Consider the following 25,359-nt stretch of genomic DNA (forward strand, 5'->3'; position numbering starts at 1 on the left):
CCTTGCTTATATCGAACATTTGATACTAAATTTACCAAGTAACCTATGGTTGGATAAACATTCAATATCTGGAAGGATAAAAGGCCTAGTCCCTCAGTAGTTTGTGAGGAATTAGGCTTTTAGTCTTTTATATTTGTACCCTATATATCAATACTAAATCCCATTGTGATTTCAGGTGAGAACTAATTGGCTATTACTATCATCATGTAAAATCGTATATAAATTTTTTAGCATATCTTCATTATTGACCAATATTAAATATATCTTCTTTTTAGCCCGTGTTAATATTTGGAATAACATTTTGGTAGAATGGTAGTATGACCTATTTGTACCTCTTAGGCGACCATTTTCATAGAAAAAATGGTGATCAATTATAATGCCTACTTTGTCAAACTCTTGGCCTACAACTTTATGGGCATTATCCCTTACATGTGGAATAATTGAGTTATCAAAAGGATCAATAGTGTGAAGACTGTTAGTAAAATTAATAAAATTCCATTCGTCTTCTCTTAAAATATCAGTGTATTCTTTTGCTATTTGCATATCTTTGAAATATTTTATATGAACAATATCTTTAAAATTATATTTATTATTTGATTCAATTGTATTCATATTGAAAAGATATTTAATAAACGTTGCCATTTCTTTATTAGTCCTAACTTTCTCTTTAAGGCTATATTTCACATTACATAAGTCTATAATTTTACTCGAGATATTTCTATTTATTTCGTTATTGTGAAGACATTGATTACCATCATGAGAAAATATACAAGTAATATTCATTTTTTCTGTGAATTCTAGGAGGTGATTAAATTTAATAGAATCGATTCTTTGTGATTCATCAATAATTATTAAATCCCAATCCGAACTTATATTGGAACTATAATTTTTTATACCACATATCCTCCAATTATATTTATTAATTAATTCGAAATGACCACTGTTTAACACTCCGCAATGAATTATAAGTACCTTTTTACCTCTCAGCCTTTGTTCTTTTGCAATATCATAGATTAAAAGAGTTTTACCAGTACCAGGGGCCCCTTTAATAGAGATTCGACAGGGTGTATCTAAAAAAGTCTCTATTAATTCTTTTTTTATGTTTTCTTGTTGTGCAGTTAAAAAATACTCACCATTAATAAATTCTTCTGTTAAATTAAAAGGCGAAACTAAATAATTAGATGGATCAAAATATTCATCTAAATCCTCACTGGAATTTACTTTTTGATTGAATAATAAATCTAGTACTGTATCAACCTCTATATCGATCAAGGTATTATTATTTAATTGTACAAATCTATTTTGATCTTCAATAAAAGTAAATAAGTATGAGGGCTTTTTTAAAGGACTTAAATAATAAGCATTTTTTTGTAGTTGCTTTATTATTTCTTCACTACTTGTGAACTGACTTTTTAATTCAATATTGATATGATAATTTTCACCAAGTCTTAATAAATCAAATTCTTTACCTATTTGTTTTATCTTATATCCGATGGTGAATTTATCTAAGTATTTTACTAACTCATTAATTTCTTTTTCATAAAAATTTCTAATCATGCTTTCTATACACTGAACTTCATAATCTCGAATCTCTATGCCTTTAAATTTCTTGTAGTCGTTATAAGTCATTGGTTCCAAATTATTCTTAGCATCAATCAATGATATTAAGTTCATATTACCACCTACTAGTTATTTATTAATACAAATACAATAGATATTGTGTTTTTTAACCTGTGTACATTATATCAAAACATAAAATATTTATCTTACGAACTAAAATAGAGGAAGGATAATTGTAATAGGTAACCATGTTGTGACCGCTTGAAACAGGTCACACAGTTATTACTTGATAACATGAAGCCCTTTTTTCTAGTTAAGGACTTCCCTTTTTTATGGAAGAATGGGTTTGATAGTATTAAGGATAAATGCAACCTCTGTTTGTCTTTTCATTATCGATACTCTCGAAAAATGTATATATAATAATTATTTACATTAACGAAGTAGTGCTTGTTGAATAATGTGACAGTTTAGTAGCATAAGGTGTATTAATTAAGTGCAACCAATCAATATGATATATGGTAAAATTTATGTATATAGAAAGTATTCTCTAAATAAATAAAATAGGGGCGTGAATGAAATGACTGAAGAATGTTTTGTATGCGGAAACACGAATGAAGAAGAGATTGAGTATAAAACGGTATATCTTGACGACGGTTTTAGTGGAGAAGTTAAGAAAAAAGTTTGGGCATGCATAGATCAAGAAGAGTGTGGCATGAGAGTGTATGGGTAAAAGAACTATTTTTATAAACTATACAGGAAAAAACTGATCAATCATTATTTGTATTTGGCAATTAAAAAATGTCATAAACGGCAGTATATTTTATGAATATAAAAAGAGCCAAAATACGCAAGTAGTGCATGAAAAATTGCATATTTTAGGCTCTTTAATTTAATTTCATTTAATTCCTTATAGTGTTAAAGCACCCCGTTAGTGAAAGAAGTCATTATAAAGTGAACAATCTTGGGAAAACAAATATTAAGAATAGCCCAATAGTCGTTAATGTAATGTACTTTTTTCTGTTAGCCCCTTCTCTTAATTCCCAAATTCCAATCGTTAACAAATATAATCCTATAATTAGAGATAATAAAAAAACTATATTCATAAAAGCCATAATCATAAATCCCCCCATCATATTCGTTAAATTTTAACATGAAACCATTATCTTTATTCAACTCTTCTGCCTCGTTAGTGCAACAAGCACAATTTCATTAAACTGTATAATTATTAGTCCACATACACTTTTTTGTGAGCATAGATATTGAAAAAATACACATTGGTTACATTACCGTTAAGACCATCATACACACTTTTTCTTAAAAAATGGAAGTCTAAACTGGAAAAAAGTGTTTCATTTTATCAAGCAAAAACTGTGTCACTCTTACAAGCGGTCACAATTCTTTTATAGATATCTATTAACTGATAAAAGTATTGGGAGTCGTTGATATTTATATAGACATGAATGTAAAAGGTTTTATTTATGATAATTAACATGTTCACCTATACATTGAAAAAAACTTCAATAAATGATTTGAAATCTATTATTATATAAACCTCTCATATTGCTTGCTTCTATACAGTTAATTATCCAGAACCTCAAACTGTAATGATACACCAATATTTTAAGGGAGTTTTGTCATAAAAGCAGTAATTAGGACTTTAATGTTTAAATTAATAGATGTCGAAAGGAGGAGATTTTTAATGGTTAAAATGAGTGTTGAAAATTTAATAAAGATAAATCTGCTATATAATGATGCAACCGTACTACAAATTCATAAGTATAATGATTTCGTTGTAATATCATTCTTTGACGCTTTAGGAGAAGTTGATTCAACCGTACTTACCCAAAGGGAGTATGAACTCCTACGTATGAATTTCTATGCAAAAACACTAGATGAGATCATTGATTTGGCACTAGATGGTGATCAAGATATGAAAGTTACAATCACACCATCGATACAAAATTTCCCTGTATTTATTGAGTTTAATCACTGTGAATTTTTTTGTGATTTGCAGGAATACAGATATATCTTAAAACAGATAAATAAAAATCATAATGATGTGACTTGCACTTAATACCTTAAACAAGTGTTTTAGAAGAAAAAATATTATAACAACAAGAATAGAGGGGCCGTGTTAAAGCCATGTCTCCTTACACTATTTATCTGGTTCTATGTGGCTTTATAATAACTAAAAATCAGGCTTAAATTGCCCTTTAAATCCTCTTTAGGCTATTAGATAATATATAACTATATGTCTTTCAGTTACAGGTATCTAATACTTCATCTGGAATAGTCGGATGGAATAAAATTTACTAATGTCAATGGAGGAGAGACATATGAAAAATATGAACAACTCTAGAAAATTTAAGGAATATGATATTGTTGAATTTCGCCACAATGATATTCTGTTTATGATTACCCGTTTTAGGAGGATTAATTGGAGAGAGTACAACGGCTTTGCTCAGTATCAGTATTTTGTGTACATTTTAGATAATACGTTTAAAGTTATTAGTGAAGAAAATGGCCAAGAAGATGTATTTAACATAATGGTTTATAATAATGTGTATCCAACTTTTGAAGATTTAACATCAAACATAGGTGCAATATTGAGTGAGTATATCTTAGAAGATGAAGTTGCATTTGAATGTTTAAAACGAATTGAACATTTACATCCAATTTATAAGAATAGAAACAAGGAATAACCCCCTTGTTTCTATTCTTTCTTTTATTGATAGATAGAAGACTTACCTTAATATATGCTTCTTTTTAGGCTTTAGAAAGTGATTAATAAATAACACATTATAAGTATAAGTAAACATAATTTTAAAAAATTACATACAATGTACTTATTTAATAGTGTTCAAGTTTCTGCATGATATAAATTGAATATGTAAGCATCATCTTAAAATAGGGAATCAATTACCGCTCGTTATATAATGGCTTAATTATCTTCTATAGTAGCCTGAATTATCCAAAAGACTTACTAATAGACTCGTTAGTATAGATAGTCTTCTGTATCTAATTTGCCATAATGTTGAACAAAATACATATGTCATTTTTATAACTTCTCCTTATTAAAAGTGCCAGTTACCTACTATAATATGGTAATCTATGAATAACAAAAAAATTTATAGGGGTGTTAAAATACTATGGATTATAGAAATAAATTACTAGAGTTTTATAAAGATACAGACTATCAAAGTTTAAGGCAATCAGTTCCTAGACCGAGGGAATGGCATCTACCAATGTTAATACACGATAATTTTAATGACGAAATTGACTATTTCATTTCACATAAACAAGGATCAAAAATTCATATTTCTTTAGACTACAATGATATGGAGGATTTAAGGCCAACACTTTTACATGAATCTATTTTTTCTTTTTATAAAGCATTTTATAATTATTTGGCTGCAAAAAACTTATATGGTAGTGGGGCAGTCCATTGGATAAATGTAACCGCATACTATGCTAAACTATTTTTAGCAAGAGCAATCAATACATTGTGTGGAAAAAGATCATATGTAGTCAATTCAGAAAACTATTTTTTTGTGAAGAATATATACAATGTTTTAAATCCGAACAAAGATGTTTCAGAAAAAAGTTCTTATAGTTTAACGTTAGATTTTGACATTAAAAGTGATAAAGGTAGTTTAGTTTTTCATAAAGAAAGGGTGAATTCACATAAAGAAATCTGGGTTAATTATACCTCATTAAATCATGAGGAATTAGAATTAACAAAAATGACAGATGAAAAATTCTATGACAATAATCCAATGCATTTATCAAAGGAACGTAACGATGAAAATTATACATTTGAGGGATTTAGCCAAGTTGATTTTAATTTAGATATAGGCAATTTTGAGCAGTACTTTGAAAGAGATATTGTGAAAAATGAAGAGGAACTTGTGTACGATGATAAGTTAGGCATTGTTTTTGGTGTAATTACTGAGTTATACCATCTGTACAAAGACTTATCAATTAATAGGTTACCTATAGAAATAAAAAAGTTGGAATATATGATTTCATACATGATAAAAAATGATCCATTAAAAAATAAACTTTTAGATCTCTGTGAAGAAGATTTACCTTCTAATAATAAATATATTACAGAAATGAATTGGTTTTACTCAAATTAGACCATTTATCTACCTTAGTAAAGGTTTGGAGGTTATTATGCATATTTCAAAAATTTCCATAAAGAATTATCGCAATTTTGGTAATAAGGGTTTTGAAATGAAACTCAAAAAATTTACCGCAATAATAGGTGAGAACAATATTGGAAAAACTAATCTTTTAGAATCTATTGGACTGATTTTAAGCCAAGACATTACTATGTTTAGAAAACGTATGTTACAAATAGAAGATATTAATTATAGTACAAGATTAAAATTTAAAAATGATATATTAGATCAGTCCATCCCGATTAGTGATATTCATTTCCCAGAAGTAATAATACAATTAACATTTGAGGGAATGGATAATAAACAATTATCTGTAGTTGGTGATTGGTTTTCAACTAGAACAATGGAAAAGGCTAAACTAACATATGTATTTAAACCTACTATCAACTTTGATAGAGAGGGATGGATAACAAAACAACGCGAAAAAATTAACCTGATAATGAACGAAAGAAAGGATATTAAACAGGAAGACCTATTGGATTATATAGAATTCCCAATTAAGAGTTATCATTACTTTATATACGGAGGGAATGATCGCACAAACCGTGTTGATCCCTATCTTATAAGTATGTTGAAGTTAGAACTTTTAGATGCTCTACGTGATGCTAAACGCGAATTAATTGCTAATGGAGATTACAAGTTACTTTATCGAATTCTAAGTCAAGGAGAAGAGAATTCATATGAGGATATAAAGGCAGTACTAGGTAATTTAGATGAAAAGATTAAAGGTAACAAGCAACTTAAGAATATTAGAGATACAATAATTGACCAATTAAATAAAATTTCCTTACAAGGAACAGGTGAAAATAATATTGACTTTTACTTCTCAACACTTGAAACTGGGGATATTTTAAGGAAACTAAGTTTGATTTACGGACAAGACCCAATAACAATTGATAGGAATGGACTTGGAAGAAACAATTTGTTATACATTTCTTTATTATTGTCTCGCTTAGCACCAGAAGAGAATATTGAAACTTGTTTTAGAATTGTTGGAATTGAGGAACCCGAGGCACATCTGCATCCTCACTTACAAAAGCATCTTGCGAACAATATAGAACAGATAAATGATAAAAGAGATGACTTGCAGATTATCATAACGTCACATTCAACCCATATTACAAGTTCACTCAATTTGGATAACACGGCTGTTTTATACAAGGATGGATTGGAGATAAAAAAACATTACATAACCGATGGATTTGAAGAAAATAAGAAGGATAAAGAACACAGACGCTATCTTGATAAGTATTTAGATGCTACCAATTCAAGCATGTTTTATTCTCGTAAAATAATATTAGTAGAAGGTATTGCGGAACAAATTTTAGTACCCTCATTATTTAATTTATTATTTAATAGAACAATTGATAGCATCGGCTGTAATATAATAAACGTCAACGGAGTTGCATTTAAGCACTTCTTGGAAATTATAAAAAATGGGTATTTTATTAAATGTGCTGTATTAACTGATGGTGATGTTGGCAAAAAAACGGAAAATAGAGCAGTTAACTTAAAGAATGATTATGAAAAAAACTATTCTACGATAAAAGTTTCTGTTAACAAGGAAACTTTTGAAAAAGAAATTATTGACGCAAATAAAAGTGGTCTAGGAAAGGAAATATTACTTAAGGCACTTAAAAAAACAAGGCCAAATAAAGGGCTAGAATATGAGAAGGAATGTAGAAATAGTAAAATTGAAACCGACACTTTCTTTTCTATGGTAGAAGACTATAAATCGGAATTTGCTTTTAATTTGAGTGAAGAAATTAATGGAACCAAAAAAGACGTATTCCAAGTACCAAAATACATCAAGGAAGCATTTGATTTTTTAGTGGTGGATTAGGTAATTACTTTTTTGCCTCTAGTTCATAATAGAATTATATTGAATAAGGAGCAATTTAAATGGCCAAAAAATTAAAGCCCACCTTGGTTCTTGCAGGACCGGGTGCTGGAAAAACTCATCATATTATAAATAGAGTCATTGAAAAAATACCGTTATTAAGTAAAGAGAAATACCTTGCTATAATTACATATACAAATACGGCTACTCTTGAGATCAAGGAGCGGCTCTCTAAAGAAATAGAAGTACCACCAAATGTTTTCGTTGGCACAATTCATAGTTTTTTAATTCGATTTTTTCTTAAGCCATTTGGAAAATTACATGGTTATTTACCAGAAGAAGTAATATATAAGGAGATTGAGATAACTGCAGAAGATAAAATTGAAGAAAATAGAATTAAAAGTAATATAGTTCGTAAGGGGATAGTACCTTACGATAAAATAGTTTCATTTTCTAATAACTTAATTGAGGATAAAGAGATAAGAAAATTGATTTCTAATAGAATCCAATTTTTATTTGTAGATGAATTTCAAGATGCTGACTCTGGACAGTATAGGATTTTTGAACAGATGAGAATTGCTGGTTTAACAGAGATGTATTTTGTAGGAGACCCAGAGCAAAGTATAATGTCATTTCAAAACAAAGGACGTAAAATACCTACAATGGATAAGAGAGCAATCTCTAAGGCAATAAATAGTAGTATGATAAATACCGAGTATCTAGATGGAAACCATCGCTCAAGTAAGACAATCATAGACTTTATAAATAATTTTCATTCTTCTATTGTTCAAGAACACTCTAATGCTAACAATAAAACTCTTAACAAAGTAACTTTCATTACAGAGGCTAATGATTTACGAGAAATTATTGAACAGTTCAACTTTCTATGTAATAGTAGCCAATATTGTGAAAAACGTCCTAAACGTAGATTCTTTATAGCATATGAGGGAGATGCTTATAAAGAAGTCGAAAATGAGTTTGGTTTAAATCGGAAAGAACAGAAGAATTCCGCTCATTTAAACTATATACAAGAGAGTTCAAAGTTTATATGTGAGATTCTAAATAAGGGGAAGAATACAATTATTAATGAAATGGAAATAGATAACCTTACATATAGACAACTTTGTATAAAGACCATTAATAGTATAAGAGAAAATCCATTTATGAATAGTGATAAACTAATAAATATTATTAAGTTTCTTTTTAAATTTGACCCCTATAAGACTGTCCACACTAAGATAGAGCATAATCCCAAAACACTCGCAGAAGATTTTATTCAAAAGATTAACTTTGAAATGAACTACATTAATAATGATGATAGTGAGGATTATTGTCTTACTATTCATAAAGCAAAGGGGCAAGAGGCTGATGCTGTTTTAATGGTAGCAAAAACCCGAAATGAATTAAAGAAATGGTTGGAGCAGGATAAGGATAAAAGGAAGATGGACAAAAAAGATACTTGTAGAATAGGCTACGTTGGATTTAGTAGAGCAAAAGAATTTCTATGTATCGCTTGTCTTGAAGGAATAAATGATACTTTGAAAAAACAATTAGATGACCTTAATGTTGAATTGGTATCAGTAACACAAAGTAAAACAGTAGGCACTGGACAGTAAGTCTCATATTTTGGTACAAGTAAGGAATTAAAAGGGTATAACTTTTGTTATTAAGAAAATTAGTCTTGTATGGCTAATAATTATTATATTGAGGTGATTTTCAAATGGCGAAAAAACAAAATAACAATAATGAGCACGAAATTGTTGATTCTAAAGGTGGCAAATTGACGAGGGTCGGAAATAATACTAAGTTGATAATTGGTAATATTGTGGACAAGATTTTGGAAATACCAGACCTTGCCCGAGAAATATTACAGTCCACCGATAAATCGGAGGGAAATTATAATGAACTAGCAAAGCAAGATAAGAAAAATATTGAAAAGATTATTGAACACAAACTTGAGTCTGGTAATTATACAGATGAAGAATTAAGGGATTTATTAGATAGAAGTGAAAAGATTACCGAAAAAGCAGAAGGAGTTATCGGTAAACTAAATAAACATAGGAAAGAAATATTATTGATTGTTGCAGGTGCTATGGTGACTGTATTGAAAACAATGATAGAAAGTCGAAATAACCAAGACAAAAGTTAATCTTTTTCCTGAAAGGTCTTCCGTTATCAGCGTAATTGGTGAATGCGTTTTCGATAGGTGTTAGATTTTGCGACAATTTCTGGTGAAAAATGGTAGGAGTAAAACAATCTAAAGATCCTATTCAATTTTTACAGACCTAGCCTAAAGTTCAAAGGTATTTACTCCATTATCTAGAAGAGTCACATGCATTATAAAATCGAAAGATAATGGAGGAATTACACTTGGACAATAAAGGATATTTTGGGAAAACAAAGGAAAATGAAATTGTTGAATTCAATAATGGAGATTACATGCTTATGATTGCACGTTTTAGAAGGATAAACTGGAGTGCATCAAAAAAGGATGCCCAGTATCAATACTTCTTTTATGCAATTGACAAGAGGTTAAACACTTGGGAAAGGGATACTTTGGATACTATCGTTAGAGAAATTGCTTTTGAATCCTATGAAGTCTTAACGGACAATCTATTTCCTATATTAAGTGAATACATTTTGATTAATGAGGCAATTTACGAGTGTTTAAAACTAGTTGAAAAATTAAATCCGATTTATTTAAACAAGGAATGATTTTCCTTGTTTTTTATGTTCAAGAACAAAAAAAATATTAATATATTTGGTATAGTGTAAAAAAGAGTATTTAAGTTAAGTTAACAGCAAGAAGTATAGGAAATACGATTAATAAATTTTAATAGGAGAATAGATATGTCTGTGATTGGAAGAAATGATTTGTGCCCTTGTGGAAGTGGAAAGAAATACAAGAAGTGCCATTTAAGTGCAAGTGGATTTTCTGAACTGCCGAATGATTCTTCAACTAACTGTATATGTGGAAGTGGATTAAACCCTATCAATTGCTGTGGCTCCTATCTCACATCTCAAAGAAGGATTAGTCCTTCCGTAAGAACAAGTCAGTTTAGTATTGAGAGTGGGTTTCAAGAGGAATATGCTGGAAAGGTATATCTTGCCCGATTATCAAATTCAAAACGAGAATGGGATGCTTTCAGGAATATTTATATATATGGTATTGAAATAAATGAACGTTTTTTTAGACCTAAAACTTTAGATGTTGTTATGGAATTTCAAAGTGATGAGGAATGTCATTTAAATGTAAGGTGCAACCTTGACTATGAAACTGGTGCCATAATAAAATTTCAGATTCCTAATAACTTAAAAACTAACAAATTGCATTATGCTGCATCTTCTATTTCAATTTCCAAGGCTCTTAATCAAATAGAAGTTCCATATATTAAAATATTAAATCATCGTTATCTTAGATTGCTTCACCATACTTCAGTTTCAGGTTATGAAGGGATAACAAACAGTCAAACAATATGGACCTCACCTTATGATCTTCAAGGAAGCACAAGAGAGTTGAAAGAAACACGTTTTTCATATTTTACTGATATACCTGAATTAAAATATGAAAGTGATTTATTTGCTGTAGCAATGCGTGATAAGAGCCAAGCGGCTTTTAGAACAGATGATGAAAGTCAGTTATCATACGTTGAAATATATAAACAACCAGTACACAAACGGGAAAAAAGATTAACTTTTTATTTGGATATAAATCTAATTGCACCAGTTCCTGCTATATATCATAATCAAGAAGGAACACAATATATAGAATTTTTTCATCCTCATATTTTTAGAGTAGGTGTTAATTTAAATACAACATTACCAATAGAATCGTTTGAAGATGGTTGGAAAATCTGTGAGAATTCTATAGAAGCAAAAGTACTTAACGTTTTTCCAATCGCAAACGGTAATATCTTAACTGATCTTTCTAAAATATATCAGGATAGATATATAGAGGCTTAACACCCTTTTTACAACCTTGGATAGGAGCCTGCTAAATAATATTAGTTGTATGATTAGTATTATAATGCTCGAACTAAAAATGAAAACATTAATAAGAGAAGGTGATATTTTGGTAGACAGAGAAAAGGAGTTTAGAAATGCTTTTTATTTTTTAAAAAGACAATCAAAATCTCCACTAACTCCTAGTTACACTAGAGGGTATAGTCGTGGACTTGCAGATAGGAAGCCAGCGAAAAAATGTTATGATTATATCCTTTCTTTAGGCGAGAATCCAATTAGTTTTGAGGAAAAGGTGAATTTATTAGATAGTTTTCTAGAAAGAGCAGACCACGAACAAGAAGAGGGCTTTATGGGGACAAGTTTTTATAGAAATCTCCAATCATACATTAGAAGGTCAAAAAACAATATTGATAAGGGAGAGCCTGTTCAAACAAGGAGAAGATAAAGGTATAAGTAAAAAAGAGCATCAAATTGGCGTTTGAATGCTCTTTTTGCTTAAACTTTAAGGCTAAAGATGGAATAAAGAAGGTTAAAGTTATTATTTAACGTTGAATTGAATTAGATTGAAGTGAATAAAGTATTTTCAATATAAGATGATACAATTGAAAAAAATTACACCCAATGTACTTATTTATATTACTATTATTTTATTTTGCCTGATCAATTAACTCTAGTATGTTACTTATCTCTTCCATTGAAAACAAAGATAACTTTGCCTTTGCATAATTCTTTTGATAATCACTTAAATTCTCGACTGATACTTTTGTAGATTTACCTTTCTCGGAATGAAGCCAATTAATGTTCAGTTCATATGTGTTGGGATGACTCATAAATTTACCTTCTTCGTATTTAATTGGTGATCTTGTGACTGTAACTATTTTTTTCTTTTCCAGAGTTTTAATATGTGTCACTACTGTTTTTAATGTCCGTGTAGTCGCTATAGCCATTTGTTCATATGTCATGAAAAACTGGTTATCAATATTACTAAATCTTTTCGAGTGGAACAATAACGCTGTAATGATAGAATGTAGTTTCTTGTCATATTGATAAATTGAAAGAACTTCATCCCTAGATACCTCTATTTCACTCAGTCCGTTTGACCAAACGATGTTCCTACTATAAACGGATTCTATACACCTTTCTATTTCCGCATAGCAAGTTTCAAGTTTCGTATCATACAACTTGGGATCTTGTCTGTTCATCCATTTTACTAATTCCCGCTTGCAATCGTCCTTACTTAATCTTAGTGTGCGAAGATAAATGGTTAATTTATAAAGCGAAGCGTTTCTTGTTCCTTTTTTTGTTAATCCTTTTTCAAATAAAGACTTTAAAGTCTTTGGAGTTTCTTGTGTTAAATCAATACTGGATAAACCAGAGTTATCAATATCTCTAGTTTTATTTTTACGGGACGATTCAGAAGGGTTTACTCCACTTTGAATCACTATATCGTTTATCAAGTCATCAATTATATGTGCATCTATCTTAATAATAGATAATATAAAATCAAGTGACTTGTAGGCTTGAAAATTATTATAGGGGTCCACATACCAACATATGTTACTGTTAGGGTCTTTGTTTTTAAAATTAATTCCTAGTGGGAGTTTTACTCCATTTTTAAAAGAGGGGCGAAGTTCGATTTCATTCTTCTCTAAGTTCCCATCTAGTAGATACTTTACTTCTTTACAAGTAGCATTATATAGTTTCTTAATTAGCCTATAATCAATTTCCTCAGTAAAATATATATCAACATGATATCCTTTACTTCCGCTAATGCTTGTATAAATTACATTATCAGGAATACCAAATTCATATAGTACTGAATGTAAAGCAAGAACTGTTTTTTTTGCTTTAAGTGAATTTTTAATATCTACATCAAATGTGATAAATTTGGCGGTAAATTTATTGCAAAAAATACCATATGTATTTTTATGTTGTAGATGAGAGTGAATAAAGTCATTAACGAATGGAATGTGTCTTTTATTTTCTCTGCTATTAAAAGTTGTGTAACTTCCAAGTTCATCATTATTCTGTTTTATATATTTATAACGAAGTGTGATAAACAAATCTATCATTTTTCCGACGATCGATTTCATCTCTGCCACAAAATCACTTCCTTTCAACACTAATCAATTATACATTGAATATAATTATCCTGCTTTAAAGGTTGAGTTGTTATTAAGACAATAAATTGTAATTTTTTTTGAGAAATTACAATTATGTTATTTCATACTTAACCCGTCTTTTTCTTTTTGTGATATAACTATTTTAAGTCAAAAGTATGACTAGAAAGGAGAGGATGATTAATGGGAATAGGAATTTATGAATTATTACTTAATGAATTAGAGGGGGAAAAGGCACTTATCAATAGGAAAAAAATAGTGCTTGGTTTTCTCTCAAACGAAATTGAAAAAAATAACTTTGATGAGGAAACTCAAGGCAATATCCTTAACGTAATGTGTACAATTCAGATGGCAAAAGATCATTCAGAAGTTGATAAATATGAAAGAAACATTCTCTATCATTTAGATACAGTTAAAAACACTGAACTTTAATTCAATTAAAGAATAAGGGTTATTTTTGTGTGAGTTGAAGTTAAAATTCAAGTCATTGAATTTTGAAAAAGAAAGGAGAGGATAGTGATGAATGAATTAATTAAAGAAGAATACGATAATCTGTTAAATATAGGAGTAGGTAATAAGTTTGATTACGTTGGTGTTTATAAGAATGAGAAAGGTGTATATCTTATTGATCGGACAGATGGGCAAACATATACAGATGATTATCTAGCAGAAGATGTTTCCGAATGTGTCCTAACACTTTTTGACAAAGTGGAAGAAATGATTGATGAAGCAAAATCACAATTATTAGAGAAACATTTGGAAAGGAAAAACACCGAACCTGATTATGAAAAAAGTGAACATGACTTATGCGAGGACATGTTGTGTCTTGAAAAAACCGCGCTTTCTAGTCTTCAGTATTCCGTTCTTAAGGGATTCCTGCCTGAACATGAATTGAGAATGGCAGAGCAATTACATAATAGGTTAGTTGCAAAGTATGAATTGGAAAAAAGATGTTTCTAATATAAAGTTTAATTACTATAATTAGCACATATATTGATCTTCTTGGGTTATTAAATGCTAAGTGTATAAATCTTATAATGTGCGCTGCATGACTTTCTGCACGCGTTATAATATGACCAAATAAGTTCTCCAATGTCTTCATTAAGGCATTCTTCCAAAGAGAACTATAATATAATGCATATACCAGTAATGGAGTCTTGATGACCTTATGTGGTGTGATGTAAACGTGTCTTTCTTAAATAATAATTTTATATGAAAAGTAATTTTAGCAAGCCTAATTATTCTAGAGGGTTTGCTATTTTTTTATTAGTTTTTAATCTAACATGAAGATAAAATATTCTATATTAGTTGAATGTTTTATTCTAAAAGTATAGAATTAATCTGTAATAAAACTTTTGAGGTGATTATTGTGGATGTATTACAACTAACTAGTAGAAAAAGAGAGACATATAATGTTCAACTAACATATTCGACATTATGGGAAAGTGCATTAGGAATAGCAGCCATTACAAATTCGAAACTTATAAAAACTTTAGAAAGACCTGAAGAATATTGGAATCACATAAAGCAATTAATATCAGCAGAATTACTGGAGCAACTAAACTTCGTTGAAAAAAACAATACATGGAAATCGTTACTACAATTACTTCATCAAAAAGAATTTAAAGATTTATCTGAGTTTATCTCCTATATTAGAAACCTTAAGGACTCGGAGTTTAAATTCATTTGTTTACCTTTTGTGGGGAATGACTTTCAAAATCACAGGGAGATGGCTGCTTTAGGTGATGAGAGTGCAATTCAAAAATTGATTGAGGTAACTGGTGACAATCCTTTTTTTCCTGAATACATAGAATTTATTAGCAAAACTGAGGTCGCTCATTTAAAAGAACATCTTATTAATGTCATGAGTAAATGGTATTTGGAAGTATTGGAACAAAATCAAAAAGATACATTCATAATTCTAAAAAATGATTATGAATCTAAAAAAACAATGAAATTGAAACTAACACCAGAAGAGTTGGTTCAGTGGGCAACTGGAGGAGTTACATATAATCCTGAACCCAGTGTTCATACAGTTTTATTAATCCCGCAATATATTTATCGACCATGGAATATTGAGGCTGATATTGAGGGTACAAAGGTTTTTTACTATCCAGTTTCAAATGAGAGTATAACTCCTAACGACAAGTACACACCTAGTAATTTTTTAGTACTGAAACATAAGGCTTTAGGAGATGACACTCGTCTTAAGATTGTGAAATTGTTATCTGAAAGAAATCATTCATTACAAGAACTAACTGAACAATTAAATGTTGGCAAATCAACTATTCACCATCATCTAAAGATTTTAAGATCAGCAAAATTAGTAGAGATAATTGAATCGAAATATTCGTTGAAAAGGGATGTAATTGAACTTTTATTTAAAGAGTTAGAGATATATCTAAAGCAACAATAGGGGGAATAATTAATGAAATTATCAATACTGAAGAACCGTTCATTTGTATCTGTATGGTTAGGGAATGGAATTTCAGAATTGGGTGGGGCTTTTGGAACCTTTTGCAATTCAATATTGATTTACCAATTAACAGGCTCAACCCTAGCATTAGGAAGTATGTGGATCTTATATTTTATCCCTTCTCTTATTCTTCAATTGTTTATTGGGCCATTTATAGACCGCTGGAGTCGTAAATGGGTCATGATTTTTTCACAATGGACTAGGGGACTTGTATTTTTAATTCCACTTTTTGCATTAGTTACAGGATCACTTGCATCATGGCACATTTATCTGGTTCAAATAGTAATTGGATTAATTACTCCATTGTATGTACCCGCTAATCAGGCAATAACACCTGCAATTGTTTTAAAAGAGCATCTGCATGTAGCGAATGCTTATATTGATGGAACAGTTCGATTGATGACCTTTATGGCACCGATACTAGGTGGTATTGTGATTGAATTCATAGGTGTCACACCAACACTTTCTCTAGTAAGTATTCTACTTATACTAAGTGGCTTAACATTACTTTTTATTCAAGAATCTAGAAGTATTAAAAAAGTAAGAAATTCATGGTTGGCGGAATTTATTGAGGGGATATCCTACTTTTTTACACAACCAATTGTGGTTTGGTTAGGGGGATTTCTTGCATTTGTTCAATTTGGAGTTGGTGTAACGATGGTCACGACACTTCCCTATATTACTGAGGAGTTACAAGGTAGTTATGCTGAATATGGATATTTTATGGCTGGTTTCCCGATTGGATATATCATTGGTACTATATTGGTTGGAAAAATAGTTTATAAAAGTCGTAGAATTCTAATGCTGGGGGCACTGTTCATTGGAGGGACGACCTTTATTGCTCTATGTTTTAATACAAGTATTATATTTGGTATTACTACTGAAATAATAGGGGGAATAGTTATGGCGGTATTTAGCGTGCATAATACAACCATCTGTCAACAAACCGTACCCAATCATCTTATGGGCAAAGTATTCTCTGTTCGACTTTTAGTTATTAGGGGTGTTATGCCTTTAGGTGTACTTGTTGGGGGATTTATAAGTGAGATATGGGGAGTACGCCCATTATATTTATTAATTGGTTCTATTATTTGTATAGTTTCTATCTTAGGAATTACCCTTCCATATTTTAAATTTATTGATAGTTATAGAACAGGAGATAAGTTAGTCTCTTAAACAATATTAAACTAATACTATACATAACGAAAAGATGACTCATGGATCAAGATGTTGAAAAATACAAGGTCAGAATACCGATTTTTATCTTTGAGAAGATGGCTTAAGTTTTTTACGCGAACACAGAACATGGATTTGAAAATTAAATCTGACTATCTTGAAGGATACAACATGGAATATAAGAATTAAAGGTACGTAGTATCTGGGTATTTTTGATGATAAATTTTTATTATTTAGTTGGAGGTGTTAAAGTTTGATATTTGATATGACTGATTATAATAGCAATATTAAATCACTAGTAGATTTCTTAGACCTAACTGAAGAAGTAATTTCAGAATTTGTTTTTTTGGAAAGTACAGATGTAATAGAATTTTTGAAAGTATTTGATATAAAGGATGAAAAACTGTTAGGAAAGGATATAGAATTGGTTAGTTTGCATAGTACCACCAGTATTGATAATTGTCATTCTATTAATGAGAAAGGTATAATTAACTTACAAGACGCTGTGTCGCAAGAAACTCCATTACAGGATTATTTAGAAAATAAAGGTATTCAAATTAATCTAGAAGAAAAGTACATTTTATTTAAGGGTAATAAAGTGGATATAAGTAAGAAAGCAGAGGGATTTAGTCTAACAGACGAAGATGAATATAAAAATCGAGTGATACATAAATTTTATGGTGATTTTCAAATTAATGGATTTTTAAGTCATGAAAATATACTTACATACGGTGGATATACAAGGGATAGACCAGAGATATTGTTTGATTTAGCAAGATTCTTAAAAGACGATAAGATTGAACTAGATTGGGTTAAAGATAAAAGCAATAAACACTATATCATTAAATTCAAGCAACCTCTGAATTACTATAGATATTTTACATTCGAGGCTGAATATGAGGATAGTGATTATGGAATTACAAAGGATAATTTAGAATACTTACCTAATGAAGTAATAGAAGCAAAAGTAAAAAAATGGGTGATCCAAAAATCCATTAACATTCTAAGATACGGCGTGTACGAACTTTACTCATATGTACATCCAAAAGTAAAAATTGAACCAAAAGACATTATAGAAATTATGACAGAACAGGAATATATCACGAAAAACAAATAATGATTTTATCTCCTCCATAATTTTTCTTAGGTTTATTATATATCAAATTTATACAGCCGAATTTAGCAATTTCTTGGCTTATCAAAATCGTGTTTTGATGTTCAGTGTCTTGAATTTGGCATTGGTTACTACTCTCAGCCCTACGATATTGGAAGTAGATTAAATAAGGTAAGAAAACTAAAAGATTGAAATAGGTCCTTTACATTTCTAGTAATTGTTGATACTATTAATTCAAAGATTATATTAAATGTGTTATAGATTATATACTTTTAGATTCTTACTTTTGATTTTTTATATGCAATATATATGGATACATACACGTATCTCTTCTATTTTTAGATTGTTTCAAGGTAAATGGATATTTAATACATTAAACAACACTGACGGTGGGTGTTTATTTATACTTGTATTTTATATTCCATTAAAACAATTCTAATTAATGGAGGAGATTTTTTTATGGTTTTACATCACAACCCAAATTACAGAGGAAAGATTTACTTGGATTTTATTCCAAATGAAAACAAAACTGTTGAATTTCTAATAAATTTCCAACGGACTATGGATATTTGTGTAGAATTCCAGTATCAATGGATCGTTAAACAATTAGTAAAAGATATACCATCTACCTTTACTACAGATAAAGATTATGAACAAGGAATTGATGTCCTTAAGAAGTATGTTGTCTTTTCTGAAGGGGGTAGATAAGGTATGGAATTAAGAAATGCTGGTTATTTTATGCATGTAAAATCAAATGATAAGAAAGAAATGCTGGATAACGAATATTCTTTAAAGTGTAATGCTGCAATGATTAAGGGAATATTTGTTAGAAGTAGGTTAGAGTACAGCAATCGCAGACATACCTTAAGAAAGTACTTAAACCAATTGGAATCACAAGGTATTAAGAATGTAATCATACATGATGCTTTAACACTTTTGGATGAAGACATTATGAGATACTTTATAGAAAGACAATTTAACATAATACTTGTAAATCTTTATTTGGATAAGGGGTATTGTGCAATTAGTGAAGAAGTTCCAACTGACTTTTATGAACTAAATAAAGTTGGCTTTGATAATATTGAAAAAATAAGAACATACAAGAGAATTGTAAAAGAAGGAATAGTTGATAAGCGTTTAAAGAAGAATGTATTAAAACTTATAAAACACTTTGAAACTTTTGAAGGGGATGTTACTAATGTATAGATCTATTTAAGAGATTCCTTTTACGAATTATTTTCCTATTATATATATAGGAAACCAAAAAGAGTTCTTTAATATGAATTCTTTAAATTTGATATAGGGAGATAACTCAGAGATTGCATCTTTAATAGTGCATTCTCTTTTTTTTGCCATTTTTACCTCTTGAAAAAAAGTTGACACAGTCTTTGCTTGATAATTCCTTCCTTTATTTATGAGGACATATTGTGTCTTGCAAAAAATGTACTTTGTATTCTTCAGCATTCCGATCTAAGGGAATTCCTGCCTGAATACGAATTGAAGAAGGCAGAACAATTATAATAGATTAGTAGCAAAGTATGATTTGGAAAAAGATGTTCCTGATATAAAATTTGATTACTATTCTGTTTTTTCTTAGGAATTAATATTTAATGTAAGAATCTATTATATGTGCTGCTTAACTTTTCTAAACGCGCTATAATACGAACAAATAGTTTTTATCAGATAATATGGTTTATGCGACATTATTACTTATGTACCTTATGTTTTCTTGTCGCATAACACCAATAAAAGAAATACTGTTTTTGTCGTATAACATAGTAGGGAGGATTATCAGAATGAACATTGTTTCAACTACTCTTTCACAATCAATTGAAAGTTTTAAAACATTTCTACTTGAAAATGATAAAAGTCTAAACACAATAAGAAGTTACACTCAGGATTTAAACCACTTTTTTAAATGGATTAAGAAAAGATATGAACCGCCTCACTTAATTTCAATTCTCACCTCGACTGATTTAAAAGACTATGAACGTCAACTTAAATCTGATTCAACTATTGCTCCTAGTACAATCAATAGAAGGTTAGTTGCTTTAATGAAATGGTCAGAATTTCTGGTAACTAGTGGTTCAACCAATGTTAACCTTTCAAATAATATAAAAATCAAAAAGGTTCAAAAACAGAATAACATACGTTGGTTAACTAGAAAAGAAGTTGGTAAATTACTACACATGATCGAACTTACAAAGCAACAAAATTATAAAAAGGGAATGCTTCATCAAGCGATAGTATATTTAGGGGTGAATTTAGGATTGCGTGTTGAAGAGATGTGTCATACTAGAATTTCAGACATTGATTTTCATAGAAATATTGTTAATGTAAACGGTAAAGGTGATAAACATAGGATTGTACCCTTGACCGATAACACTAAGCAAGTAATAGTTGACTGGCTAAAGGTACGAAATCAGGAAACTGAATATTTACTAGTGAGTAGTAAAAGCAACTACATAACTACAAGGGCCATACAGTATATATTAAAAAAGTATAGTGATCTATTAAGAATAGAGATTACCCCACACTCACTTAGGCATACGTATTGTAAACAGTTAGCGGAGCATGGGGTGGATATTCAATCTATAGCAGAACTTGCGGGGCATAGTAGTATTGATACAACAAGAATATATGTAACACCTTCAATTCGAGAACTAAAAGATGCATTGAAAAAAACAGAATTTTAATTCAAGCGTTCAGATTTTTGGAACGCTTTTTTTTCATATACTAAATATCTTCATAACCATATCTTTCGAACAAACTATTTAGTTTGCTATAAAGATAATCTTTAGCATATTCCGTAATTTGGAGATGTGGCTTTTGATAATGCCTCTTTTTAATGCTTTCGATTTTAGTTTCAGGTTTATTAACAGTCGATGGATAAACATCATGTTTTAATTCGCGGTACAGTTCAATTAAAGAAATGCCATGTTTAATACTGTCATTTAAGAATCTACCATTATTGAATTCAACGTAGTATGGGAATCGATTATTCCAATTAATATATTTAGGGTCTTGAGTATCAATTTTATAATCTTTGTTATATCCGTTAGTTGTAGCATATCCGACTATTATTGGAACCTCATTATCATCTTTGTCTTTACTAACAACTGTTAAAAATAATAAATCCCCTTTTTTAATGCCGGTGGGTCTAACAGGGAAAAAAGTTCTATTTATATATTCATTATTTATTCTTTTTCTTTTTAAGTAAACTTCGTTGTTTGATATCCTGTTTTCACTAGTTCCTTCAAACTTTAACCATATACCAGTACTAATGGTGCTATGAACTGTTTCTTTTATAGCATTTTCCAAAAAGTCATGTTCTCTTAGTTTGAGTGTTTTCTCTTGTTGATTTTCTTGGTCTATTTTTGCTCCCCATTTGGCTTGGTTATACTCATTTAATCCTTTCTTTCCTTTCCGGTTTTTAATGTTCTTATTTACTAGTTGCCTTTCTTTTATTATTCGTTCTAGGGTGACTTTCCAATCACCATCTGAAGTTATCATAAATATAATTTGATCAAAATAATCCTGACATTCCCTAGTGAAATCAGGTTCATTTTCCATATACAATCCAAATTCATGATTTTTATAGAAACCATTAAAAGTGAAGTTTGCAGAGCCCATAATAACTGAGTTTTTGTCAAAGATGTATAACTTTGTATGTAAGTCTTGTAAAGCATATAAATTTGCTCCAGCATTTATAAGATGTTCTAAGCCTTCAATACTGCTAGCACCCCTGATAAACTCCTCTCTATTAAAGCGAGTTATTATATTGCATTTTATGTTCGGGTTCTGTTCAAGCCATTCATTTAAACTGAATGCAGTTTTAAGACCAATAAAAGGAGAAATTATGTTAATTTCACTTTGAGTTGATTCTAGCAATTTATAAAACTTTTCTCCGAAATCTTGATTAATAATATTTATGGACATTATTTCACCTCTTTTATTGTAATCAGATTAACTTTCTAATTTCTTCAATGGAGTATTCGGTTATGTTATAGGTAAGAGTTCTATCTTGACGATTGATTAACGTATATCCCTCTTGTTGCTCTTCAACATTAAACTTCCAATGTATTCCTATATTTTGATTTTCTATGTATTTTTCTGTAGGCGTCATTTTCTGTATGAATCTGTCTAGATCAGTTAATAGAAATTTATCAAAATACCGAATAAGTAGATGCCCTTTATAAGGTTTTTCATTAAAACGGTCTAAATTAACTTTTCGAATATCAAACCATTTGTGTTGATTTTGTACGGATGGTGAAAGAACAAATTCATTATCTTTTAGATAGATAGTAGTGTTGGACAATCTCTTTAAACCTAATCCATCTTCTAATTTTTCCTTATTATAATTTGTTGATTTACGTGTGTCTGCCATAAAACCAAATCCTTTCTCTACAAAATTTTCCTTATGTTTATTATATATCAAATTTATGCAGCCGAATTTAGCGATTTCATGGCTTATGAAGGTTGTTTATCGTAATTTATAACTTTGTAGTTTTCTTTAGTCATTTACAGTTATTCAATAACATTGATTGATAATCATTGTTACTAATTATAATGTTTATCAAGAATTAATAACTGTTATATTGATTATAGTCTTTATAATCAATATAACAGTTATAATTATTATTTTTATTTATTAATGAATATTAATATTTGTGGCATGAAATCTCAAATAACGCGGTAATAAAGAAAATACCACCTTGAAGATGAAAAAAATCCTAATATAGAGAATTTTAATTAAAAATAATAATCTTGTATTAATAAAAAGAAGAAATTAGATATTTAACGACATTTAATTATAATCCTTAATTATTAACGATTCTCCCGTTTTTTAGCAGAATCCGCCATATTTATAATTAAGCCATTTTCAGAATCCCAGACCAAAATTATAGTTAAAGGTGTTTATTTATTATCTGTTATTGATCGCAATATCGCTGTTTTTTGTTAATTCATAACGGAGAATTTTTTTTCATTGATACAAAACGCTTGATGATGATTAGATTCGCGCTATAGTTATCATCAAATACTATTAGGGGTGATGAAATTGGGATATTACTTTGGTATTACATTTAATAAAGAACATTACGTAGATATTGAAGAGAGGCTAAAGAATCACGCAAATTTTCTAAATAGAGAACTCAAGATGTATTTGTTAGTGAACATTGATTTATTAGAACTATATATTCAATTTATAGATCCAAAAACAGTTGATAGAGTCTTACTTTACGATTACAAAGAATTAGGGAATTGGGAAGACTTTAAAAGATTCTCTAAGATATGCAAAAAGTATGGATTGGAATACAGCATTATTCAACAAGATATCCATAGTGATGTCGATCTTCCTATAGGATACCTGACTGACATAATATAGTAGAACAATTGATTTTAAACTTCGGTAAAGGAGGATTATTTTTGGATCACAAGAATTTTACTGAAAAAGAAATAGATTATTATACCCAGAAATCTAAAAGAATAAGTAAAAAGATTATATCAACTAGAAATGAATTATTATCTATCTTTACGAAAAAAGAAATTTCTTTTATTAAGGACACTTTGAACAAGAGTGCAGTATATCCTGACTTGTCATGCAAGGAAATCTTATACAAGATATTATCAGAAATTAGTGAGAGTGGTTTTGGTACACAGGATATTGAAAGGGAGTTATTGTTAAATAAGGTTAAGAAACTCACTAATTATCAGGCTTTTTTATTAGTTTTTTTTCATAAATAAAAAGTTTCAATAAGATGATGTTTTCTAAATGATCGTTGGTTGTAGTACTTCCTGCAATAATGCTGTCGCATATTGAGCCAAATAAAATCGAATAGACGCATCTATATTAAGTGTTTTTATTGATTATAATGCGAAAGGGTTGAACAAATTTGGGATTTATAGTTCAGAAACAATGGCATAGAATTGCCCTTATATTCATAATGGTGTATTTCTCTACTATTTTTACAATTATTTGTTTACCGTGGATGTGGATATACTACAGAATTCCAACTATAAACTTTTTTTTAATCTCATGGACTGTAATGCTTATAGGGGGAATAGTTTTTAATACCATACTGTATTTCAATTATTATAATAAGAGCGCAGAATTAGAACATGGCATTCCTACAGATTTTGCTTTTAAAGTATTTGGAGGTAAATTCATCTCATATATCTTGTTAATCTGTGTGGCAATACCTCAAATTAATAATATTATTCCAATTATATTTTTCACACTTTTGCTTATGAGTGGCGGCTATACATGGTTTTGGGTGCTTCAAGGTTATATTCATGCAAAGAATGGTAGACTTAATGTGGAAAGCACTCCTTGGATAGAAAGGGCCTTATTGGTAAGTATATTTTTATCGTTGATATTGGGATACCTGTATATGAGAATTAAATGAGTAGGGCATACCTTAAAAAGTATGTCTTTTCTTTATTTAATAGGATTTTGACATGTGCTATCTTATATATATCAAATAATGCTATACTAAAAGGAAAGTTAAAAGGGAGAATATAATGTTCGAACCAAAACCAGTCTTTACAACTAAGCCGGTACAAAGTCAAATAATGCCTGAAATTATAAAAGGGATGTTAGATTCCATAATGGATATGAAGAGAGTTACTAAAGTAGATTATTTACAAACATTTGATATATCTATCTCTTCTAATGGAAAAAACACTTATATAAATCATTCACAAGAAGAACCTCATTTCAGAAAACAACTAACTCTTACGAATGTAAACAATACGTTTAAAGGAACGGTTTTTATTATAGATGACAGCAAGACTATAACTGTAATGCTTGCAGAAGAATATTAAGGGCGTGATAAGATGATTTGTGAATGTGGTGGGATTCTAGATGTTATCAGGGTAGAGGAATACCCTGAAGATTTAAAGGATAAAATTAACTACGATCGTGT

Annotated in this window: 25 protein-coding genes; 21 read left to right on the forward strand and 4 right to left on the reverse strand. The window is 29.6% G+C overall.

The genetic code is table 11. The features are described 5' to 3' along the window. Window positions 1-171 precede the first annotated feature (171 nt). Window positions 172-1,674 (reverse strand): ATP-binding protein, encoded by a 1,503-nt coding sequence (locus BMX63_RS02550; RefSeq protein WP_093131677.1) that lies wholly within the window; start codon window positions 1,672-1,674, stop codon window positions 172-174. Window positions 1,675-2,137: 463 nt separating this feature from the next. On the opposite strand from BMX63_RS02550, the gene BMX63_RS17860 reads away from it, so the two are divergent. From BMX63_RS17860 to BMX63_RS02595, 10 genes are all read left to right on the forward strand, one after another. After that, entirely contained in the window at window positions 2,138-2,290 is a 153-nt protein-coding gene (locus BMX63_RS17860; RefSeq protein WP_177167148.1) for a hypothetical protein, read from the forward strand. Window positions 2,291-3,259: 969 nt separating this feature from the next. After that, window positions 3,260-3,634: a hypothetical protein gene (locus tag BMX63_RS02555; RefSeq protein ID WP_093131679.1), complete on the forward strand. Its 375-nt coding sequence runs from the start codon at window positions 3,260-3,262 to the stop codon at window positions 3,632-3,634. Between the two features lie 271 nt (window positions 3,635-3,905). Next, window positions 3,906-4,262, forward strand: coding sequence for a hypothetical protein (locus BMX63_RS02560; RefSeq protein WP_143060108.1), 357 nt, complete (start codon window positions 3,906-3,908; stop codon window positions 4,260-4,262). A 447-nt stretch (window positions 4,263-4,709) separates the two neighbouring features. Beyond that, the gene (locus BMX63_RS02565) at window positions 4,710-5,699 is read left to right on the forward strand and encodes a hypothetical protein (RefSeq protein WP_093131683.1); all 990 of its coding nucleotides are present in this window, start codon (window positions 4,710-4,712) and stop codon (window positions 5,697-5,699) included. A gap of 37 nt (window positions 5,700-5,736) precedes the next feature. Further along, entirely contained in the window at window positions 5,737-7,587 is a 1,851-nt protein-coding gene (locus BMX63_RS02570) for an ATP-dependent nuclease (RefSeq protein WP_093131685.1), read from the forward strand. Between the two features lie 59 nt (window positions 7,588-7,646). Continuing rightward, complete coding sequence (locus BMX63_RS02575) at window positions 7,647-9,200, forward strand: UvrD-helicase domain-containing protein (RefSeq protein WP_093131687.1); 1,554 nt, start codon at window positions 7,647-7,649, stop codon at window positions 9,198-9,200. Window positions 9,201-9,304: 104 nt separating this feature from the next. Further along, a complete protein-coding gene (locus BMX63_RS02580) occupies window positions 9,305-9,733 on the forward strand; it encodes a hypothetical protein (protein ID WP_093131689.1) in 429 nt (142 codons plus the stop codon). 221 nt (window positions 9,734-9,954) lie between these two features. After that, window positions 9,955-10,299 (forward strand): hypothetical protein, encoded by a 345-nt coding sequence (locus BMX63_RS02585; RefSeq protein WP_093131691.1) that lies wholly within the window; start codon window positions 9,955-9,957, stop codon window positions 10,297-10,299. Between the two features lie 135 nt (window positions 10,300-10,434). Further along, the gene (locus tag BMX63_RS18365) at window positions 10,435-11,547 is read left to right on the forward strand and encodes a YecA family protein (RefSeq protein ID WP_093131693.1); all 1,113 of its coding nucleotides are present in this window, start codon (window positions 10,435-10,437) and stop codon (window positions 11,545-11,547) included. A 79-nt stretch (window positions 11,548-11,626) separates the two neighbouring features. Further along, window positions 11,627-11,992: a hypothetical protein gene (locus tag BMX63_RS02595; RefSeq protein WP_177167149.1), complete on the forward strand. Its 366-nt coding sequence runs from the start codon at window positions 11,627-11,629 to the stop codon at window positions 11,990-11,992. A gap of 202 nt (window positions 11,993-12,194) precedes the next feature. On the opposite strand, the gene BMX63_RS02600 is transcribed toward BMX63_RS02595, so the two are convergent. Next, window positions 12,195-13,640: a TOTE conflict system archaeo-eukaryotic primase domain-containing protein gene (locus BMX63_RS02600; RefSeq protein WP_425441450.1), complete on the reverse strand. Its 1,446-nt coding sequence runs from the start codon at window positions 13,638-13,640 to the stop codon at window positions 12,195-12,197. A gap of 210 nt (window positions 13,641-13,850) precedes the next feature. On the opposite strand from BMX63_RS02600, the gene BMX63_RS02605 reads away from it, so the two are divergent. The 8 genes from BMX63_RS02605 (at window position 13,851) to BMX63_RS02645 (ending at window position 21,129) form a co-directional block, all read left to right on the forward strand. Beyond that, entirely contained in the window at window positions 13,851-14,099 is a 249-nt protein-coding gene (locus BMX63_RS02605) for a hypothetical protein (protein ID WP_093131699.1), read from the forward strand. Between the two features lie 87 nt (window positions 14,100-14,186). After that, window positions 14,187-14,627, forward strand: coding sequence for a hypothetical protein (locus BMX63_RS02610; RefSeq protein ID WP_093131701.1), 441 nt, complete (start codon window positions 14,187-14,189; stop codon window positions 14,625-14,627). A 409-nt stretch (window positions 14,628-15,036) separates the two neighbouring features. Beyond that, a complete protein-coding gene (locus tag BMX63_RS02615; protein ID WP_093131703.1) occupies window positions 15,037-16,083 on the forward strand; it encodes an ArsR/SmtB family transcription factor in 1,047 nt (348 codons plus the stop codon). Between the two features lie 12 nt (window positions 16,084-16,095). After that, on the forward strand, window positions 16,096-17,319 hold the full coding sequence (locus BMX63_RS02620) for an MFS transporter (RefSeq protein WP_093131705.1): 1,224 nt from the start codon (window positions 16,096-16,098) through the stop codon (window positions 17,317-17,319). A 265-nt stretch (window positions 17,320-17,584) separates the two neighbouring features. Beyond that, entirely contained in the window at window positions 17,585-18,436 is an 852-nt protein-coding gene (locus tag BMX63_RS02625) for a hypothetical protein (RefSeq protein WP_220083806.1), read from the forward strand. Between the two features lie 456 nt (window positions 18,437-18,892). After that, window positions 18,893-19,141, forward strand: a complete 249-nt coding sequence (locus BMX63_RS02630; RefSeq protein WP_093131708.1) for a hypothetical protein — start codon at window positions 18,893-18,895, stop codon at window positions 19,139-19,141. A 3-nt stretch (window positions 19,142-19,144) separates the two neighbouring features. After that, window positions 19,145-19,639, forward strand: coding sequence for a hypothetical protein (locus tag BMX63_RS02635; protein ID WP_093131710.1), 495 nt, complete (start codon window positions 19,145-19,147; stop codon window positions 19,637-19,639). 590 nt (window positions 19,640-20,229) lie between these two features. After that, complete coding sequence (locus tag BMX63_RS02645) at window positions 20,230-21,129, forward strand: tyrosine-type recombinase/integrase (RefSeq protein WP_177167150.1); 900 nt, start codon at window positions 20,230-20,232, stop codon at window positions 21,127-21,129. A gap of 40 nt (window positions 21,130-21,169) precedes the next feature. Here the strand turns inward: BMX63_RS02645 and BMX63_RS02650 are convergent, their stop codons facing one another. Further along, entirely contained in the window at window positions 21,170-22,372 is a 1,203-nt protein-coding gene (locus BMX63_RS02650) for a phospholipase D family protein (protein ID WP_093131716.1), read from the reverse strand. A gap of 22 nt (window positions 22,373-22,394) precedes the next feature. Continuing rightward, entirely contained in the window at window positions 22,395-22,820 is a 426-nt protein-coding gene (locus tag BMX63_RS02655) for a hypothetical protein (RefSeq protein ID WP_093131718.1), read from the reverse strand. A gap of 672 nt (window positions 22,821-23,492) precedes the next feature. On the opposite strand from BMX63_RS02655, the gene BMX63_RS02660 reads away from it, so the two are divergent. From BMX63_RS02660 to BMX63_RS02675, 3 genes are all read left to right on the forward strand, one after another. Next, the gene (locus tag BMX63_RS02660; RefSeq protein WP_093131720.1) at window positions 23,493-23,819 is read left to right on the forward strand and encodes a hypothetical protein; all 327 of its coding nucleotides are present in this window, start codon (window positions 23,493-23,495) and stop codon (window positions 23,817-23,819) included. Between the two features lie 41 nt (window positions 23,820-23,860). After that, entirely contained in the window at window positions 23,861-24,178 is a 318-nt protein-coding gene (locus tag BMX63_RS02665) for a hypothetical protein (protein ID WP_093131722.1), read from the forward strand. 777 nt (window positions 24,179-24,955) lie between these two features. Further along, a complete protein-coding gene (locus tag BMX63_RS02675; protein WP_093131726.1) occupies window positions 24,956-25,258 on the forward strand; it encodes a DUF960 family protein in 303 nt (100 codons plus the stop codon). The last annotated feature ends 101 nt before the right edge of the window (window positions 25,259-25,359 follow it).

Origin of the sequence: Salinibacillus kushneri, from assembly GCF_900111405.1 — a bacterium.
GTDB lineage: Bacteria > Bacillota > Bacilli > Bacillales > Alkalibacillaceae > Salinibacillus > Salinibacillus kushneri.

Excerpts from the sequence above, each read along its gene's own strand:
- BMX63_RS02645 (WP_177167150.1), top strand. The coding sequence starts at position 20,230 with ATGAACATTGTTTCAACTACTCTTTCACAATCAATTGAAAGTTTTAAA.
- BMX63_RS02675 (WP_093131726.1), top strand. The coding sequence starts at position 24,956 with ATGTTCGAACCAAAACCAGTCTTTACAACTAAGCCGGTACAAAGTCAA.
- BMX63_RS02550 (WP_093131677.1), bottom strand. The coding sequence starts at position 1,674 with ATGAACTTAATATCATTGATTGATGCTAAGAATAATTTGGAACCAATG.
- BMX63_RS02570 (WP_093131685.1), top strand. The coding sequence starts at position 5,737 with ATGCATATTTCAAAAATTTCCATAAAGAATTATCGCAATTTTGGTAAT.
- BMX63_RS02560 (WP_143060108.1), top strand. The coding sequence starts at position 3,906 with ATGAACAACTCTAGAAAATTTAAGGAATATGATATTGTTGAATTTCGC.
- BMX63_RS02620 (WP_093131705.1), top strand. The coding sequence starts at position 16,096 with ATGAAATTATCAATACTGAAGAACCGTTCATTTGTATCTGTATGGTTA.
- BMX63_RS02625 (WP_220083806.1), top strand. The coding sequence starts at position 17,585 with ATGACTGATTATAATAGCAATATTAAATCACTAGTAGATTTCTTAGAC.
- BMX63_RS02655 (WP_093131718.1), bottom strand. The coding sequence starts at position 22,820 with ATGGCAGACACACGTAAATCAACAAATTATAATAAGGAAAAATTAGAA.
- BMX63_RS02600 (WP_425441450.1), bottom strand. The coding sequence starts at position 13,640 with ATGAAATCGATCGTCGGAAAAATGATAGATTTGTTTATCACACTTCGT.
- BMX63_RS02630 (WP_093131708.1), top strand. The coding sequence starts at position 18,893 with ATGGTTTTACATCACAACCCAAATTACAGAGGAAAGATTTACTTGGAT.
- BMX63_RS02605 (WP_093131699.1), top strand. The coding sequence starts at position 13,851 with ATGGGAATAGGAATTTATGAATTATTACTTAATGAATTAGAGGGGGAA.
- BMX63_RS17860 (WP_177167148.1), top strand. The coding sequence starts at position 2,138 with ATGACTGAAGAATGTTTTGTATGCGGAAACACGAATGAAGAAGAGATT.
- BMX63_RS02635 (WP_093131710.1), top strand. The coding sequence starts at position 19,145 with ATGGAATTAAGAAATGCTGGTTATTTTATGCATGTAAAATCAAATGAT.
- BMX63_RS02555 (WP_093131679.1), top strand. The coding sequence starts at position 3,260 with ATGGTTAAAATGAGTGTTGAAAATTTAATAAAGATAAATCTGCTATAT.
- BMX63_RS18365 (WP_093131693.1), top strand. The coding sequence starts at position 10,435 with ATGTCTGTGATTGGAAGAAATGATTTGTGCCCTTGTGGAAGTGGAAAG.
- BMX63_RS02650 (WP_093131716.1), bottom strand. The coding sequence starts at position 22,372 with ATGTCCATAAATATTATTAATCAAGATTTCGGAGAAAAGTTTTATAAA.
- BMX63_RS02575 (WP_093131687.1), top strand. The coding sequence starts at position 7,647 with ATGGCCAAAAAATTAAAGCCCACCTTGGTTCTTGCAGGACCGGGTGCT.
- BMX63_RS02610 (WP_093131701.1), top strand. The coding sequence starts at position 14,187 with ATGAATGAATTAATTAAAGAAGAATACGATAATCTGTTAAATATAGGA.
- BMX63_RS02565 (WP_093131683.1), top strand. The coding sequence starts at position 4,710 with ATGGATTATAGAAATAAATTACTAGAGTTTTATAAAGATACAGACTAT.
- BMX63_RS02595 (WP_177167149.1), top strand. The coding sequence starts at position 11,627 with ATGAAAACATTAATAAGAGAAGGTGATATTTTGGTAGACAGAGAAAAG.
- BMX63_RS02580 (WP_093131689.1), top strand. The coding sequence starts at position 9,305 with ATGGCGAAAAAACAAAATAACAATAATGAGCACGAAATTGTTGATTCT.